Origin of the sequence: Acinetobacter sp. T_3_1, from assembly GCF_025377055.1 — a bacterium.
Classification (GTDB): domain Bacteria; phylum Pseudomonadota; class Gammaproteobacteria; order Pseudomonadales; family Moraxellaceae; genus Acinetobacter; species Acinetobacter kookii.
Map to the genome: position 1 here is coordinate 336,072 of NZ_JACHVD010000002.1, position 16,401 is coordinate 352,472.

Consider the following 16,401-nt stretch of genomic DNA (forward strand, 5'->3'; position numbering starts at 1 on the left):
TACAAAGACGAACTACTGATCAATTGATTCAGAAAAAATGTAAAACTGCTGAGTAACCTGCAATGCTGCAGCTACATCAATGGCAAGCACATAAGGTTTCTGCTGGTAATAGCTGCCCCATTGAAATTTCGCTTTGCCCAACACTTCCGGGTCAGCTTTTTCAATGACATGAAACTGCAACCCCATTTTTTGCAATACATAACGAACTGCTGCGGTTCCGGTACACACAGCCCAATCAATATTTTTTTTCGATAGATGAAACACCAGAAAAGCCACCATCAGTTTGGCTTTTTCCATATCCAAAGCTGCCAAATTGCCAATTTCAACAATCTGCGATCTTTGCACCGGTACATTACTTAATTGCGTGAGTATCTGTTCAATCGGCGCATCCAGATACCGTTCAAGAAAAGCATCGACCGCGCTTAAATGCTCCATGCCGATCACGACCTGCATCTCTGCCCCCGCATAACCGGCAAACAGGGTCGAAGAAAACTCACAGACCGAGGCCTGATGGACTTGGCGGTATTTCTCACGAATAAAGTTTTCCAATATGTTTCGTTCAGGGATCTCGCTTCGTTGCACGGTTTTCACCATGAGGCGAAGTGATGAATTTTTTAAGACCACAACAGGAAAAGCAGGATGATTTTTTTGTTCTAAAAGTTTTTGATTATTGATGTTTTTTTTAAATTTTAATGGATGAATATTGCGATCCAGATAGTAGGTTTTACTAAATGAACGATCATCCAAATTGAATTTCCTCATTCTCTTTTCACCACACATAAACAGCTTGGTGATCACATTAGGCCTGTAAACTTAAAAAACACTTAACACTATCGAAGGCGTATTTTTAAGCAATTTCAGGCTTAATAAGTTGAGCTAGAGAAAATGAATGAGGGTCAAATTAAAGTTGATTATGCCTCTCGAAATCAGCGCTTATCTTTTTTTAAACGGGTAATTTAAATCTCAATGATCCTATTTTTATCATTTAACATTTTGTTTTTACTGATTTATTAAGTAAAAAATCAGGCATCCGCAAACCAACAATCGGAGCTTAAATTACTCTAAATTACGTACAAGGTAACGACATCTTTGATGGGTAAACGCCAAGGTGAAGGATGAAAAAAAATACGACATCCTTTTAAATGACACACCCCATAATTCTTGTTGCTGTTTAGTAAAATTTCTCCCTGAATATGTAAATAAAATGCTTAGAAAATACCTTGCCCTCTCCAGAAAGGCGCTTCCTGTCTTCTCGTGTTCTCATTAATTCCAAGATCAAGCTAAACAGAGATGACCAGCCTTTCATTCTTACTGAAAAAGTATTCGCTTCATATGGCAAATTTCTGCCGAAACAATAGGCGAGGATACGCACAGTGGCGTGTCGCAGACTTAAAAGATGTCTGATTCTCAGACATCTACCATATCTCAAAATAATCCCTTAACAACAAAAAAACATCCTACAATCAATAACAATCCTGCAAAACATTTTTTGAGCATGCTGGGTGATAATGCATGTGCAGCTTTGGCACCTAAACTTGCGGTAAAGAAACTCATTATGCTAATACCCAGAAAAGCATAAACATGAATAAAGCCAATGGTGTTTGGAATCTCAACATGCTGCTGCATGCCAAAGAACATAAAGCCTAATGCACCGGCAATCGCAATTGGTAAACCGCATGCCGCAGATGTTCCGACAGCTTTTTGCATCACTACGCCATTTGCCGTTAAATACGGCACGGTAATGCTTCCGCCGCCAATCCCAAAGATAGCTGATGCCACACCGATGCCTGAACCCGCAGCAATTTGCTTGCCTGTAGATGGTAATGTTTTACTGGGATCAACTGCTTTCTTTGCCCCCTTAAACATGCTGTAAGCAACCCAAAGTAAAAAAATGCCAACAATGATCTGCAAATGTAGACCTGAGAGCCAGCCTGCAATGCCTGCGCCTGCAAAACAGCCGATTGCCATTGGCAGTGCCAGATTTTTAAAGACAGGCCAAATCACGGCATCATTTTTATGATGTGCCATTAAAGAGCTGATAGAGGTCACGATAATAGTGGCCAATGAAGTGCCTAAGGCCAAGTGCATAATCACATCAGGGCTATAGTCCATTTGACTAAAGACAATATACAGCAATGGCACAATGATAGTACCTCCACCCACACCAAAGAGCCCGGCAGCAAATCCAGCCACGGCGCCGATGACTAAAAAAATGATTAATTCCACGATATAATTACTTAGTTAAGACTTTGATATTCAATAAAAATTTAAACAATTTCCACTTGCCCTACATGGTGATAAGCGCGATTAAAGTACACCAAACTTTCTTCTTGCTGGCTTTGTTGAATCGCCACCACTTTGCAGATAAAAATACTATGCGTTCCCATCTGTTGAATCTGCTCAATTTCACAATCAAAACTCGCTAATGCATCTTTCAGAACAGGAGAACCCGTTTCCAGCGTTGTCCAAGACCCCAGCTTAAATCGTTCTTCAGAGCTGAATTTGCTGGAAGCAAATGCATTGGAAAGGTTTTCATGCTGTGCGCCTAAAACATTTACAGACAGAATTTTATTCTGAATAAAATGTGCATGTGAGCGAGATGATTGATTCATGCAGACCAACAAGGTCGGTGGTGTATCGGTTACACTGCATACCGCCGATGCAGTAAATCCATGCATGCCTGCTACGCCCTCTGTCGTGATTACATTCACTGCAGTGGTTAGCAAAGACATTGCATTTCGAAAATCGGTTGCTTCAATCATCTCGTAAATCTCAAATTTGAATTTTGCTTATCTCTAGCTGGAGGCAAGGCGCTTGATTATTCGATTGATCTGAATGATTTAACCGAAAAATAGCGCGCCCTTTCCTTATTTTGAGACAGCCCGCAATTAAGCTGTCAGTTCTTGACGCACAATAGCGGCACCTGCACTTAATGCATTCAGCTTGCCTTGCGCAACTTGACGAGAGAGTGGCGCCATACCGCAGTTGGTTGAAGGGTAAAGTTTGTCGGCATCGACAAACTGCAACGCTTTACGTAAGGTATCTGCCACTTCTTCAGGCGTTTCGATCTGATTGGTCGCCACATCAATTGCACCCACCATCACTTTCTTGCCACGAATCATTTCAATCAAATCCATCGGTACACGTGAGTTTTGACATTCAAGCGATACGATATCAATTTTAGACTGTTGTAATTTCGGGAAAACTGATTCGTATTGCCGCCATTCCGAACCCAATGTTTTTTTCCAGTCGGTATTGGCTTTAATGCCATAGCCATAGCAAATGTGTACTGCAGTTTCACATTTCAGACCTTCAAGCGCGCGCTCTAAAGTCGCTACCCCCCAATCATTGACTTCATCAAAGAAAACGTTAAATGCAGGTTCATCAAACTGGATGATGTCCACCCCTGCTGCTTCAAGCTCAAGGGCTTCCTGGTTCAGAATTTTGGCAAATTCCCAAGCCAGTTTTTCACGACTCTTATAATGACCATCGTATAGGGTATCAATCATGGTCATTGGACCCGGCAGCGCCCATTTAATAGCTTGGTTGGTTTGACTGCGTAAAAATTTTGCATCTTCTACAAACACAGGCTGTTTGCGAGATACCGCACCTACCACAGATGGCACGCTGGCATCGTAACGCTTACGGATTTGAACTGTTTCCCGCTTTTCAAAGTCCACACCTTCAAGGTGTTCAATAAAGGTCGTGACGAAGTGCTGACGGGTCTGTTCACCATCGCTGACAATATCAATACCGGTTTGCAGTTGCTCATGCAATGACAGACTTAAGGCATCCCGTTTTGCTTGTAGCAACTCCTCACCTTCTAGTTTCCAGGGTGACCAAAGTTTCTCAGGTTCAGCCAGCCAGGAAGGTTTCGGTAAGCTGCCAGCGGTTGAGGTCGGGAGCAGAGTTTTGGGTTGTAAAAGCGCCATGTGTAATCTTCTTTCTCTAAATTCGTGAATTGATGCTGTGAATCAGGCAGCCTGCGCTTGATCTGCGTTTGCAACCCTAAAGTTCGCCGCCCACGCATCCAGAATGTCTTTATAAGGCTTGATGAAGTTTTCTTCCGTCCATTTACCCTGTTTGACGGCCAATTGACCACGCTCAACACGGTCGTAGACAATTTGCGTCAATGAAAAATCCTGATAGTTTAAGCTTGGCTGATACACCAAACCTGCCGGTGAATTGGTGTTGTAGATTTCAGGACGATAAATTTTTTGAAAACTTTCCATGGTGCTGATGGCACTGATGAGCTCAAAATCGGTGTAGTCACGGAGCAAGTCGCCTGCAAAATAAAATGCCAAAGGTGCATTGCCATGTTCAGGTTTGAAGTAACGAACTGTTAAGCCCATTTTTTTAAAATAATCATCGGTACGTGAATATTCGTCATTTTTGTATTCCACGCCTAACACTGGATGCACATGGGCTGTGCGGTAATAGGTTTTAGTGGTCGAAACACTGAGACAAATCACAGGCTGCTTTTTAAACTCGGCTTTGAAGGCTGCTGAATGGACGAGATGCTGATACAATTTACCGTGCAAATCGCCAAAATTTTCAGGTTTTTCATCTGTTTTACAGCCGAGTGACGGTAATACCACACTGAAATCATAATCACGTACATAAGATGAGAAGCTGTTCCCAATCATGCCTTCAATACGTTCATTGGTCTTATGGTCGGTAATGGTACTTTTCAGCATTTCAATGAACGGGAAAGTTTGCCCTTTGCCTTCAACGTCTAGTTCAGCAGAGATGATATCGATTTCAAGTGAATATCGGTCACCTTTCGGATTATCACAGCTGGCCAGACTGTTAAAACGGTTATTGATCATCGCTAAAGTTCTGCGAAGATTCTCTTGACGGCTTTCGCCACGTGCCAAATTGGCAAAGTTTGTCGTTAAACGTGTGTTGTCTGCTGGCTGATAGTTCTCGTCAAAACGGATGCGCTTAATTGAACATGCAAATTTATTACTCATGGAGATTCACTGCCCTAATTTTTTCAATAAAATCAAAATTTCTGTATGCAGTCATTTATACTGGAATCAAAACATGAATAAAAATGATTTAATCTAATTACAAACTGAGAGAAATTCACTTTAAAGATTTTAGGGTATTGGCAAGAGAAATAAGCGAAGCAAAATGACTGCTCTATCTTGGATAGTTTAAGTCAATTCAATCTATATAAAATGCTGGAAAATAAGAATTTAAAATTCGTCTGTTTAAATAATTAAAAAATTATAAATTACAACATCTTAATAAAATATATCTATCAAAACAGGGCGCATGTGCGCTCAAAAAAATTGACTTGAAAGCCCATCAATTGAATTCTCTAGGGGACAGAAAAATTTCTCTATAAGGCATTTATATGCTGTTGTTTAAATAAGTGACAACACTTATTGCATCACGTCCATAAAAGCAACAATATTGAATTTAACTCATTTTAAGATGAGAAAGTATCAACATATTCATCCTGCCTAATTATATCCAAACAGCTGGATATAAGGAGACCCAAACCCTCTATGTTGAATAAACCTGGTCATCAAAACTGACTATCTCAACAGGTTATGAAGAAGATCCAGCACATACATTTAACACAAGCCACAATTTATAGAATCAAGCAGGTTATAAATACAACAGTGTAATCACAGTCCTGCAATACAATAACAAGAATATTGAGGCAGAGGCTCAACTGAAAACATGGGCTATCAACATTTAAAAAGGTAAATGCTTATGATTAATCCAGATAAAGAAACAGATGAAGAAGTAAATGAAGAGTTTCCAGAAGAGGAATTAGACCCGCAAGAAAAGCAGGATCGTGAAATTCAGCGTGGTCAGTTAGGCGTAGACAAAGACCCACAGATAAAACGAGACCAAATCCGTCAGGAGCATCAGGATGAAGAGGATCAGAATCTATAGTTTTGAATGAGTTGATTCATCTGAGGAACAAATGAAGAGAGCGTTCAAAATTCTGTGTCAGCCGAATTGGCTAGAGTTTAATTATATCATCGAGCCTGCCTTCAAAGTAAATCGATAACTGTGTGATGGTTTGCCCCCAGTTTGTCACCGGCATTGTCCATTTTTCAGAAGCCTGTTGAATGCCAATATACAGCAATTTCAGCAGGCTATTTTCATTCGGGAAAGCCCCCTTGGTTTTGGTCAGTTTTCTGAATTGGCGATGTACTGCTTCAACCGCATTGGTGGTATAAATTGGCTTCCTAACCGCTTTCGGATATTTGAAATAGGCACTGAGTAAATGCCATTTTTCACGCCATGAACGAATGACTTTCTCGTATTTATCCCCCCATTTGGCTTCCAGCTCATCTAGCGCCATTTCAGCTGCCTGCTTGGTATCTGCTCGGTAAACAGGCTTCAGATCAGCCATAAAGGCTTTTTGATCCTTACTGGCCACATAACGCAAGCTATTGCGGATTTGGTGAATAATACATAACTGCACTTCTGTCTGCGGAAATATCGCAGCAATTGCTTCAGGGAAGCCTTTAAGCCCATCAACGCAGGCGATCAGAATGTCTTGTATGCCACGGTTCTGCAAATCTGTGAGTACGCTGAGCCAATAATTAGCACCTTCACTTTCTGATAGGTAAAGACCCAGCAGTTCTTTATGGCCTTCGGTATTTAATCCCAGTACGGTATAAACGGCTTTGTTGACATAACGGCCTTCATCCTTGATCTTGTAATGGATGGCATCGAGCCACACAAAGGGATATACGGCATCAAGCGGCCTCTGTTGCCAGGCACGTAATTGGGGAATTAGCTTGTCTGTAATATTGGTAATGGCACCCTCGGAAATATCCAGTGCATACATATCGGCAATATGTTTTTGAATATCACGGTAGCTCATGCCGAGCGCAAACAGTGAGATGACTTTACTGTCGATCTCTTCAGAGAGTTTGGTTTGATTTTTCTTGACGAGTTGAGGCTCAAAATCACCAGTGCGATCACGAGGTGTTTCCAGTTCAAATGAACCGGAGGATGATTTTACGGTCTTGCGAGAGTAACCATTCCTGCGATTGGATGGTTTAGGATTTTCTTCCAGATAGTTTTCAATTTCAGCATTTAAAGCCGCTTCTGTCAGCTGTTTGATTAGTGGTGTCAGGATACCGTTTTCACCAGTGAGGGGTTGTCCTGACTGTAATTGTTTTAAAGCTGCTTCGAAATCAAAGTTGTTTGCCATGATGTGTCATTTCCTGTTTGATTCAGTTTATTGAAATGACACAGATTTTTGAACACTACCCAAATGAAAGCTTCCTCTTCTTATAGATAGCTATCTGTCAGATACTGTCTCTATCACCTGCGCTCTAGAATCACTTTGAATACGGCCATCGACCAGATTGATGGTGCGATCACAGGTGGCAGACAGACGCGGATCATGCGTCACCAGCAGTACCGCACAATCCCGTTCACGATGTACTTTACGGAATAATTGAAACATGTCTGCAGCCGTCTGGGTATCCAGATTCCCTGTCGGTTCATCGGCCAATAATAGTGCCGGTTCCGTAATCAGCGCACGGGCAATCGCCACCCGCTGTTGCTGACCGCCCGAAAGCTCATTCGGTTTACGGTCAGCAAACTGTTCCAAACCGACCGCAGCAAGCAGTTCACGCGCCCGCTCCAGTGCCTGTTTGTCCGGCTTGCCATGTGTCAGCATCAATGGCATGAGTACATTGTTTAAGGCCGTAAAAGCCTGAATAAGATGGTGAAACTGAAACACGAAACCGATACTGTTGCCGCGTAGCGCCGTTCGTCCCGCATCATCCATGCCACTGGTCGGCTGACCCAGCAAATACAGCTCACCGCTGCTGGGTTTATCCAGCAAACCTAAAATATTCAATAAGGTACTTTTGCCGGAACCGGAAGGACCAATCAGCGCAGCAAAATCATTGCGTTCAATACGCAAATCAATTCCATGCAATACTTCAACTTCATTGGGCTGGCCAATATTATAGGATTTACGCAGCGCTTCCAGGCGCAGTACTTCCTGAGACTGATCAGACATGACGAATTGCCTCCACAGGGTCCAGTGCTGCTGCCCGGCGCGAGGGTATCGCAGCAGCCAGTACGCCAGTCAGCGTCGCCAGCAACAAGGCCAGTATCACCAGATTGATCGAAAGCGGAATGTAAAACAGACCGGGGCCAAAGGTGTTGAATATCCACACCAGTCCATAACTGACCGCACTGCCTAAAATCGAACCCAGCAGGCCAAATATTGCGCCCTGAAACAGGAAAATTCGTAAAATTTGCAACTGGGTCGCGCCCGTCGCACGTAAAATACCGATTTCCCGGGTACGCTGCACCACGCTGACTGACATGACGCTGGCAATTCCAAATGCCACCGAAATTGCCACAAAGATAATAATCATATTGGTCGACAGGCTCTGAGCGGTAATCGCATTCATCAGCTGGGCATTGGTTTTAATCCAGCTTTCGGCTTTTAGTGAGGTCAGGCGTCCTATCTGTGCAGCAATATTGTCTGCCTCAAAAATATCCGCGATGGTCAGGTCAATCACGGTAACGCCGCCAGGCAAACTGAGTAAGGACTGCGCCTGTTTCAAGTCCAGGTACACATAGCGCGCATCCAGTTCGCGTACCCCAAGTTCAAAGATCCCGGCCACATTGACCAGTGCACTGTTCTCCCGCCCCGTATCCAGCCGCAACTTGCTTCCCACCTGCACCCCCAGATCTTTGGCAAGCTGGCTGCCAATCATTACATCGTCTGCACCGATGCGCAGCTGGCCACTCAGCAGATATTCTTTCAGCGGAATGATCTGTTGATAACGCTCCAGATTAATGCCCACCAAGGCAACTGATTGAATGGCATCGCCGCGTTGCACAAAGGCCGGCCCGGATACCACCGGAGATACGGCGGTCAATACCGGCAACTGATCCAGGGTTTCGGTAATCTGCTGCCAGTTGTTGATCGAGCGCAACCGCTGTGCCCGCTTGTCTTCCTGCAATAATTGCACCGTTCCTGCAGCAGGCTGCACAATCTGGTTGACCTCATCCGGTGACAGCAAACGGATATGGGCCTGAGTACCCAAAGTACGTTCGACAATATTCGACTGCAATCCTTGAATTAAAGCACTGATAAAAATGATGACAGCCACCCCCACTGCGACACCCACAGTAATCATGATGGACTGTGCACGACCTTCACGCAAAAAGCTGATTGCGATTGTCCATTCTGTCCAGAGCCGCCCGAAAAAGTTTTTCAATCGAATTTCACCGGTAATTCATTTTTGCTATCTGTATCATCAGCCTGATGATTCAAGGGTGTGTTTTGCTGTTTTAAGCGTACCCGCGCACCCTCTGCCAAGGAGGATTCGGCATCGGCCAGCACCTGATCACCATCCTGCAAACCCGAAACCACTTCCGACATCGCCAGCCCACGTAAACCTAAAGTAACTTGACGACGCTGTATCTTTTCATCACGTACCAATAGCACAACGGCCTTATTGCCTTTAATACCGCTTAAAGCATCGTTTGGTATAGCCAATGCCCGTTCTCGCCTGTTGGTCTCGACATTTACCGACACCGTCATATCCTGACGCAGAAAATCAGGCACCGGATCGACGGCTAAGCGAACCTCTACCGTACCACGCTGCGGGTCTATGCTGGGTGCAATGAAATTGATCCGGGCCGGAAAAGGTTGATCCGGATAGGCATCGGAAATGACGGTAGCCTTTTGCTGTAAATCAAGTTGCGGTAAATTTCGCTCATCTAAAGGCACCCGAATTTCTGTATTGCCCTTCAATGCAATAGTAAATAAGGTTTGGCCCGGCTGGATCAGATCGCCCGGTTCCACATCCAGTGTGAGTACCGTACCTGTGACTGTAGAGCGAATTTTAGTTTTGGCCAGTTGGGCCTGGGCCACAGCAAGTTGCTCACGAAGCTTGGCTTCCTCGACTTGACCGGGTGCCAATGCTGCCGTTTTTAGTCGGACTGTTTCAAAATTATTGCGGGCGACCCTTTCCGCTTCCACGGCCTGTTCTATTTCTTCTGCTGAGAGTATGCCTGCTTCTAGATTACGCCTGCGTGCCGCTTCCCGACTGGCCTGTTCAAGCTGGGCTTTGGCAGTGGCCAGTTCTGCCATTGCCTGGGGACGCCGACTGGTTGCGAGTTCGGTCAGTGCCACTTCGGCTTGTCGTACCTGTGCAAGCAGTTCATCCGATTTCAGGACGAGCAGCAAATCCCCCGGAACGACCTGATCCCCTTCCTGTACAAGCCGCTCGAGAACAATACCGGTAATTTCACTACCCACCTGGGCACGTGATACGGTCGCTACACGGCCGGTCGCGACCACATTTTGCACCAGCGGCCTGTATGTCAAGGTATAGGCTGGCAATAGCGGTCCCTGCCACCATCGAAACAGAGCATAAGCTACTGCAAGTATGAGCAGCAGGATAATCAGCACAAATTTATAGCGAACAACGCGCAATGAATCTCTCCAGTTCAGCTTAAGAGCTTGGTACATCTAACAGCAAGTACTGTTGCTCTGTAGAATTGTATGCTTCAACCTGTTATTAACAATAATATTTTTTTGAAAAGCCTGATGAATTTAAACTATTAAACTTTGGTCGTGGTCTGTTCATGGTAAATTGTCTAATTCGAATGATTATCCGAATGAGCCGGATAAAATAAACGAAAAATTGCTCTGCTTATACCTGCATTCTTGGCTTCTTTTTTAAATTGATAAAATAATTTATCATAAGCCGAATAACCATCAAAATTCCAGACTGGACAAATTTCGTCCATGCTTTTTTTGCAAAGAGAAAACATCTAAAAAAAACAGTAGGATGTCCTACAGTGAAATTATTGCTTTCAAGCTGCCTTGCGAGCCGGTCAGGGTAAAGCATCTACTTATCTTGATCTTGAATACGGTCAGCAATTTAAGATGAAGAGGATGGGCTGGGTTTTAAAGATTGCGGGTGTTGGCCATTTTATTAAGGCTTGGCCTGGCTGCATCAACCCGAACCGGTAGAACTATTCAAAATAAACCGTTATTACCATTGATGGGATTTTCTTATCATACCAGTTATGGCATGGATGCTTATTCAGGAAAAATTAAATACAAAAATAAAGGCCTTACTATAAGCTATTATATAGTAAGGCCTTTTTGATTTACCGACTGTTAGAAATTGTAGATTGCAACTGCATTTAAACGATTATCTTCACCAGTTTTACTGCCATTTGGTGCAGCCCCAAATGCCTCACGTTCACCATAAACATATTCAAGACCAAAACTTAAAGGCTTGGTTGGGCTATAGAAAATATTTGCCCATGCTTGCCAAAGCTCTTTGTTGGCTTTGGTTTTATCTGCGAGCGCATTAATATAGTTTTGGTCTTCATCAAAACTCATATAGCCATAGCCTAGTGTACCGTGGAGTTTGTCACCAAATTTTTGAGTCACACCAAGCATAATTGAGTCAAATTCATTTTGAACCAGACTACCATCTGTCCGAGCAATTACACCAGTATTGGTAAATGATACAAAGCTGCTGTCCCCTTTCACATGATAGTAATCGGCTTTTAGGGTTGTTCCTGGCAGCACATCATACTTGGCACCCGCACCTACGCCCCATGCCATTTCTTCTTCAGAATTGATCCGTTTTTCATGGCCCATGGCACGTACACTGACATTGAAGTTATCTGCAAACTGGTGATTTAAACGTGCAGTGAGTGCAGGTAAACGCTGGCTCACTGTGCTGTCTTTAGGATCTTCGGCAGCCACGACTAAATTGGTTTTTGGATTAAATTTGGCAGTATAACGAACTTGCGGTGTACGTTTTACAGCACCACCGACAAACGCTAAAGCATCAATCGTTTCTGGCATATAATCTGGAATGGCAAAGTTTGACCATGTTTGACCCATTAACCAGTTGCCATAATTTAAGTAGGCATGACGAATACGTAAGTTATCGAGGTTAGCGCCACCCAGGAAATCCACTTCGATTTTACCTTTGACGTCTTGATCACCCACCGGGCTTTTGAAATCTAAACCTAAACGTGTTGCAGAAAGTGTCGATCTTAAACGGTCACTTTGTTCTGCATTGCCTTCAAGCGGTACACTGTTAATCTGGTTATATGGCATATCTTTAGCGCCGCCTTCTACCTGATAAGAGGCATCTAAACGCACATTACCGTATAAATTAAACTCGGCGCCTTTGGCAGTTTTCAATACAGGGTTTGCTGGCACAGTTGCTGCAGTACGTTGTACGTTAGCAATTGCAGTCGCGGTTTGTGCATTTTGTACTTTTTGTTGCTCAACCAAACTGCGCAAAGCCTGAACTTCCTGTCTAAGTTGTTCAATTTCATTTTGCTGCTTGGTTTGTGCTTGCGCTGCCACACTCATACCGCCCATGCTTAATGCAATCATGCTCATCATGAGCGTACGCTGCATATTCGGTCGAACCGTTGTTGTTTGTAAATCAGTTGTTGGGGTTAAAGTTTTCGCGTTCATCCTAAACTCGCTTGTTATTTTGCAATCAAATTCTAGCAACAGATCACCATCGCTTACGATGGCAATCTATATCATTGATGACAGTAAGTTAATGAAAAGGTAAATAAATTATTGAGTTGATTTTTGTGCAACTGAATTGTTGTTCACATTAGACGCTGTAAGCGCTTTCGCATCTACAGAAGCTTTCAGGTTCACCATGAAGATTGCTAACGCTGCAATTACACCGGGAATCGCAATAGCAAAGAAGTTCATTTGGTGCGGTAAATTCATGGTTAATAATGCACCTGTCAATACCGGTCCAACGATTGCACCGATACGACCGATACCTGACGCCCATCCCATACCGGTTGAACGTACTGTGGTTGGATAATACTGTGCTACAAAGGTATACAGTAAAATCTGGGAACCAATGGTCGCTGCACCTGCCACAGCAATCAAGCTGTAGAGCACAAACTGCGGGCTGTTAAATCCGAGTAAAATTAACGCTGCTGCACCACATAAAAACATAATGGTCAGTACTTTTTTAATGTGGAAGCGATCTGCCAAGGCACCGCCACCAATCGCGCCAATCATGCCGCCAATATTGAGGGCAAACAGGAAGATCATACTGGCACCGAGTGAATAGCCGGCCTGGATCATGAGTTTTGGTAACCAGCTGCCTAGGGCATACACCATCAACAGGCACATGAAGAATGCGATCCAGAACATGAAGGTACTGAAACTACGGCCTTGCTGGAATAATGCTTTAAGTGGAGCTTCGTCGCCTTTTAACACGTCATTCAGAACAAATTGCGTACCCTGTTGAATGCTGAGTTGAGGTGCGATTTTCTGGATAATGCCATGCGATTTTGCAGTCTCATTTTTCGCAGTTAAATACATCAACGATTCAGGCAGGAACATCCAGATTACCGGCAAAAGTAATAATGGCGTACCGGCAAGAAGGAACATGATTTTCCAGCCAAACTGCGGTACCAACCATGCACCCAATAATGCAGAGGACATTCCACCAATCGCATAACCACTAAACATCAGGGCAACCAGCGTGCTGCGGATACGTTTTGGTGCATATTCGGTCATGAGGGCGACCACGTTTGGCATCACGCCGCCAATTCCCAAACCGGCCAGGAAGCGCAGAATACCGAACTCAGTCGGGTTGCTGGCAAAAGCACCTAAAAAGGTAAAGCCACTGAACAGTGTTACACAGATCATAATGGTTTTTTTACGGCCAATTTTATCGGACAGGGTTCCGAAACTCATGGCACCGAACATCATGCCAAACAATGCGGTACTGGCCAGTAAACCCGCCTGTACGGTATTGAGCGCCCATTCCTGCATGAGCAAGGGTAGCGCCACGCCATAAATCACCAGATCATAACCGTCAAAGATAATGATCATCAGGCACCAGAATAAGACGCCCCAATGAAATGGTGTAAATTTTGCTTCATCAATGAGTGTATTGATATTTATCTTATTGGACATGCTTCACCTCCTTTCTGTGAAGTCCTGTTTGTGCCATCACAATGCAGAAAATGCGAAAAAATGTCCAAAACCGATTGCATATATATTCATACCTTAAAAGTTGAATGCCCATTGTTTGGAGTGGGTGCAATACTTTAAAGATATCTTCACAAGGTCTAATTCAGCCTGAGTGCTGCTTTAGTCATTCTTTTTTTTAAAAAAATACAGAACCCTCACCCCCTTGAGGATGCGTCTGCATAATTGGATACCGCTGAAAATTTTGAGTTAATCCAGCCCGAATTTACGATGAATGACAGCCGAGGTTCAGATTACACTGCGGTCATAAGCAATCGCTTCCAGGTCATAAACCTGATAAATACAGTCAAACAGCGAACGGATATGTTCGCTTTCATCCATGCTGCGAATCGCCAGAAAGATGGGACTGACCGCGGCATCATCTAGTAAGGGAATATAATGCAAATGCGGTAACTGAATGGTTTTGGCGCTTTCCGGGACAATACAAATCCCTTCCCCGGCAGCCACCAGCCCCAGAGCCAGCTGGATTTCACGCACTTCCTTCAAGTTTTTCGGGTCCAGGCTATATTCTGAAAACAGCGATCTGACCTGGGTAGAAAAATTCGGTTTGGGATGGCTCGGATACAGAAACAGGTTTTCGTCAACAATATCTGTCAGGAAAATTCCCTTTTTATGTTGTACAAGTGGATGGCTGGAATGCATGGCGACCATCAGCGGCTCTTCACGCAACAGGATGCGCCGAACCGCCGGGTCGGAAATTCTGAGACGACCAAAACCGACATCAATCCGCCCTTCTTTCAAGGCCTGAATCTGGTCTTTGGTGCTCATTTCAATCAGTTCGATTTTTAAATGCGGCTGCTGCTGGCGGAATAGATAGACAATTTTGGGTAATAAGCCATAGAGCAAAGAACCCACAAAACCCATGGTAATGGTCTTTTCTACCATTCCTACCCGCTGGGTCATGGCTTTAATTTCTTCTGCATTAGACAAAAGTTTAACCGCATGCTGATAAAAGAATTGCCCGGCTTCAGTGGTTAATAATGGTCGGCTACCCCGCTCAAAAAGCTGGATTCCCAGCTCTGATTCAAGGTTCTGTATCTGCCGGCTTAAAGGTGGTTGAGCAATAAACAGTTTTTCCGCCGCCTTGGTGAAACTCTGCTCTTCTACGACGGCTACAAAGTAGCGTAAATGTCTCAGTTCCATGATATTCCATACCTTTAAAGCATACTAAAATGCAAAATTGATCTTAGACAGTGAGTATCTATTCTTTTAAGGTATATCACAAGAGATACACAAAGCAAGATTGAGAAGATCAAAGATGTATAAATCCATAGAAACGTTGCTTGTCGAAATTCCTACCATTCGCCCACACAAGATGGCGGTGGCGACGATGCAGACCCAAACACTGGTACTGGTCAAAATCAGCACAGAAGATGGTTTTGTGGGTTGGGGCGAAGCAACAACCATTGGTGGACTAGGCTACGGTGACGAAAGCCCGGAGAGCATCAAAACCAATATCGACACTTATTTTGCGCCTCTATTAAAAAGTTTAACAGGGCTAAATGTTGCGCAAACTGTACAGACTTTAAAAAAGCATATCAATGGCAACCGTTTTGCCAAATGTGCCATTCAAACAGCTTTACTGGATATTCAGGCACAGCGTCTCGGTATTCCAGTAAGTGAACTGCTGGGCGGTCGTTTACGTGACAGCGTGCCGGTACTTTGGGTATTGGCTTCTGGCGATACCGATAAAGATATTGCTGAAGCGAAGAAAATGATTGAGGCCAAACGCCATAACATTTTCAAGTTAAAAATCGGTTCACGTGCGGTCGAAGCCGATGTTGAACATGTACTGGCCATTAAAAAGGCGCTAGGCAAAGACATTTCTATTCGTGTAGATGTGAACCGTGCCTGGTCAGAGCTACAAGCGGTTAAAGGCATTCAGCTGTTGCAGGATGGCGGTGTTGACCTGATTGAGCAACCTTGTGCAATTGACAACATTGATGCCATGCAGCGTCTGACCCGTAAATTTGACATTGCCATTATGGCCGATGAATCGCTGATGGGACCACAAAGTGCATACCAGCTTGCCAAGTGCAACGCGGCATCGGTATTTGCCGTCAAAGTTGCGCAGTCTGGTGGACTGATGGAAGGCTGCGTGGTGGGCAAAATTGCCCAATTGGCTGGAATTGACCTGTATGGCGGCACCATGCTGGAAGGTCCTGTGGGCACGATTGCATCTGCACACGTGTTCTCGACTTTTGAAAACCTGGCGTATGGCACAGAGCTGTTTGGCCCTCTGCTACTTACTGAACAAATTTTAAAGACCCCGCTTCAATATCAGAATTTTCAGCTTGCCCTTCCTAAAGGTGCTGGTTTGGGTATCGAGCTGGATGAAGACAAGATTGATAACTTACGTCGTCACTAATTGAAGA

Annotated in this window: 14 protein-coding genes; 2 read left to right on the forward strand and 12 right to left on the reverse strand. The window is 44.1% G+C overall.

What is annotated here, in order from left to right:
- Positions 1 to 12 precede the first annotated feature (12 nt).
- The 5 genes from H4I94_RS04195 to H4I94_RS04215 form a co-directional block, all read right to left on the reverse strand.
- Complete coding sequence (locus H4I94_RS04195) at positions 13 to 747, reverse strand: thermostable hemolysin (RefSeq protein WP_261181577.1); 735 nt, start codon at positions 745 to 747, stop codon at positions 13 to 15.
- Between the two features lie 678 nt (positions 748 to 1,425).
- Complete coding sequence (locus H4I94_RS04200; RefSeq protein ID WP_092819588.1) at positions 1,426 to 2,226, reverse strand: sulfite exporter TauE/SafE family protein; 801 nt, start codon at positions 2,224 to 2,226, stop codon at positions 1,426 to 1,428.
- A gap of 41 nt (positions 2,227 to 2,267) precedes the next feature.
- Positions 2,268 to 2,762, reverse strand: coding sequence for a flavin reductase (locus H4I94_RS04205; protein WP_261181586.1), 495 nt, complete (start codon positions 2,760 to 2,762; stop codon positions 2,268 to 2,270).
- Between the two features lie 126 nt (positions 2,763 to 2,888).
- The gene (locus tag H4I94_RS04210; RefSeq protein WP_261181593.1) at positions 2,889 to 3,932 is read right to left on the reverse strand and encodes a methionine synthase; all 1,044 of its coding nucleotides are present in this window, start codon (positions 3,930 to 3,932) and stop codon (positions 2,889 to 2,891) included.
- Positions 3,933 to 3,974: 42 nt separating this feature from the next.
- On the reverse strand, positions 3,975 to 4,973 hold the full coding sequence (locus H4I94_RS04215) for a DUF1852 domain-containing protein (protein WP_261181604.1): 999 nt from the start codon (positions 4,971 to 4,973) through the stop codon (positions 3,975 to 3,977).
- 754 nt (positions 4,974 to 5,727) lie between these two features.
- Here H4I94_RS04215 and H4I94_RS04220 point away from each other — a divergent pair.
- On the forward strand, positions 5,728 to 5,913 hold the full coding sequence (locus tag H4I94_RS04220; protein WP_092819592.1) for a hypothetical protein: 186 nt from the start codon (positions 5,728 to 5,730) through the stop codon (positions 5,911 to 5,913).
- A gap of 70 nt (positions 5,914 to 5,983) precedes the next feature.
- Here the strand turns inward: H4I94_RS04220 and H4I94_RS04225 are convergent, their stop codons facing one another.
- The 7 genes from H4I94_RS04225 to H4I94_RS04255 form a co-directional block, all read right to left on the reverse strand.
- Positions 5,984 to 7,189 carry an IS256 family transposase gene (locus H4I94_RS04225; protein WP_261181611.1) on the reverse strand — a complete coding sequence of 402 codons (1,206 nt, stop codon included), beginning with the start codon at positions 7,187 to 7,189 and terminating at the stop codon, positions 5,984 to 5,986.
- A gap of 90 nt (positions 7,190 to 7,279) precedes the next feature.
- Positions 7,280 to 8,011 carry an ABC transporter ATP-binding protein gene (locus H4I94_RS04230; protein ID WP_261181613.1) on the reverse strand — a complete coding sequence of 244 codons (732 nt, stop codon included), beginning with the start codon at positions 8,009 to 8,011 and terminating at the stop codon, positions 7,280 to 7,282.
- On the reverse strand, positions 8,004 to 9,227 hold the full coding sequence (locus H4I94_RS04235; protein WP_261181620.1) for an ABC transporter permease: 1,224 nt from the start codon (positions 9,225 to 9,227) through the stop codon (positions 8,004 to 8,006). The genes H4I94_RS04230 and H4I94_RS04235 overlap by 8 nt, the downstream gene beginning before the upstream one ends.
- The gene (locus H4I94_RS04240) at positions 9,224 to 10,450 is read right to left on the reverse strand and encodes an efflux RND transporter periplasmic adaptor subunit (protein ID WP_261181631.1); all 1,227 of its coding nucleotides are present in this window, start codon (positions 10,448 to 10,450) and stop codon (positions 9,224 to 9,226) included. Before H4I94_RS04240 ends, H4I94_RS04235 begins: the two co-directional genes overlap by 4 nt.
- A 693-nt stretch (positions 10,451 to 11,143) precedes the next feature.
- Entirely contained in the window at positions 11,144 to 12,412 is a 1,269-nt protein-coding gene (locus H4I94_RS04245; protein WP_409976741.1) for a DcaP family trimeric outer membrane transporter, read from the reverse strand.
- A 168-nt stretch (positions 12,413 to 12,580) separates the two neighbouring features.
- Positions 12,581 to 13,951: an aromatic acid/H+ symport family MFS transporter gene (locus tag H4I94_RS04250; RefSeq protein WP_261181648.1), complete on the reverse strand. Its 1,371-nt coding sequence runs from the start codon at positions 13,949 to 13,951 to the stop codon at positions 12,581 to 12,583.
- A gap of 303 nt (positions 13,952 to 14,254) precedes the next feature.
- Positions 14,255 to 15,169 (reverse strand): LysR family transcriptional regulator, encoded by a 915-nt coding sequence (locus H4I94_RS04255; protein WP_261181650.1) that lies wholly within the window; start codon positions 15,167 to 15,169, stop codon positions 14,255 to 14,257.
- A gap of 115 nt (positions 15,170 to 15,284) precedes the next feature.
- Between H4I94_RS04255 and H4I94_RS04260 the strand changes: the two genes are divergently transcribed.
- Complete coding sequence (locus H4I94_RS04260) at positions 15,285 to 16,394, forward strand: muconate/chloromuconate family cycloisomerase (protein WP_261181656.1); 1,110 nt, start codon at positions 15,285 to 15,287, stop codon at positions 16,392 to 16,394.
- Positions 16,395 to 16,401: the final 7 nt, after the last annotated feature.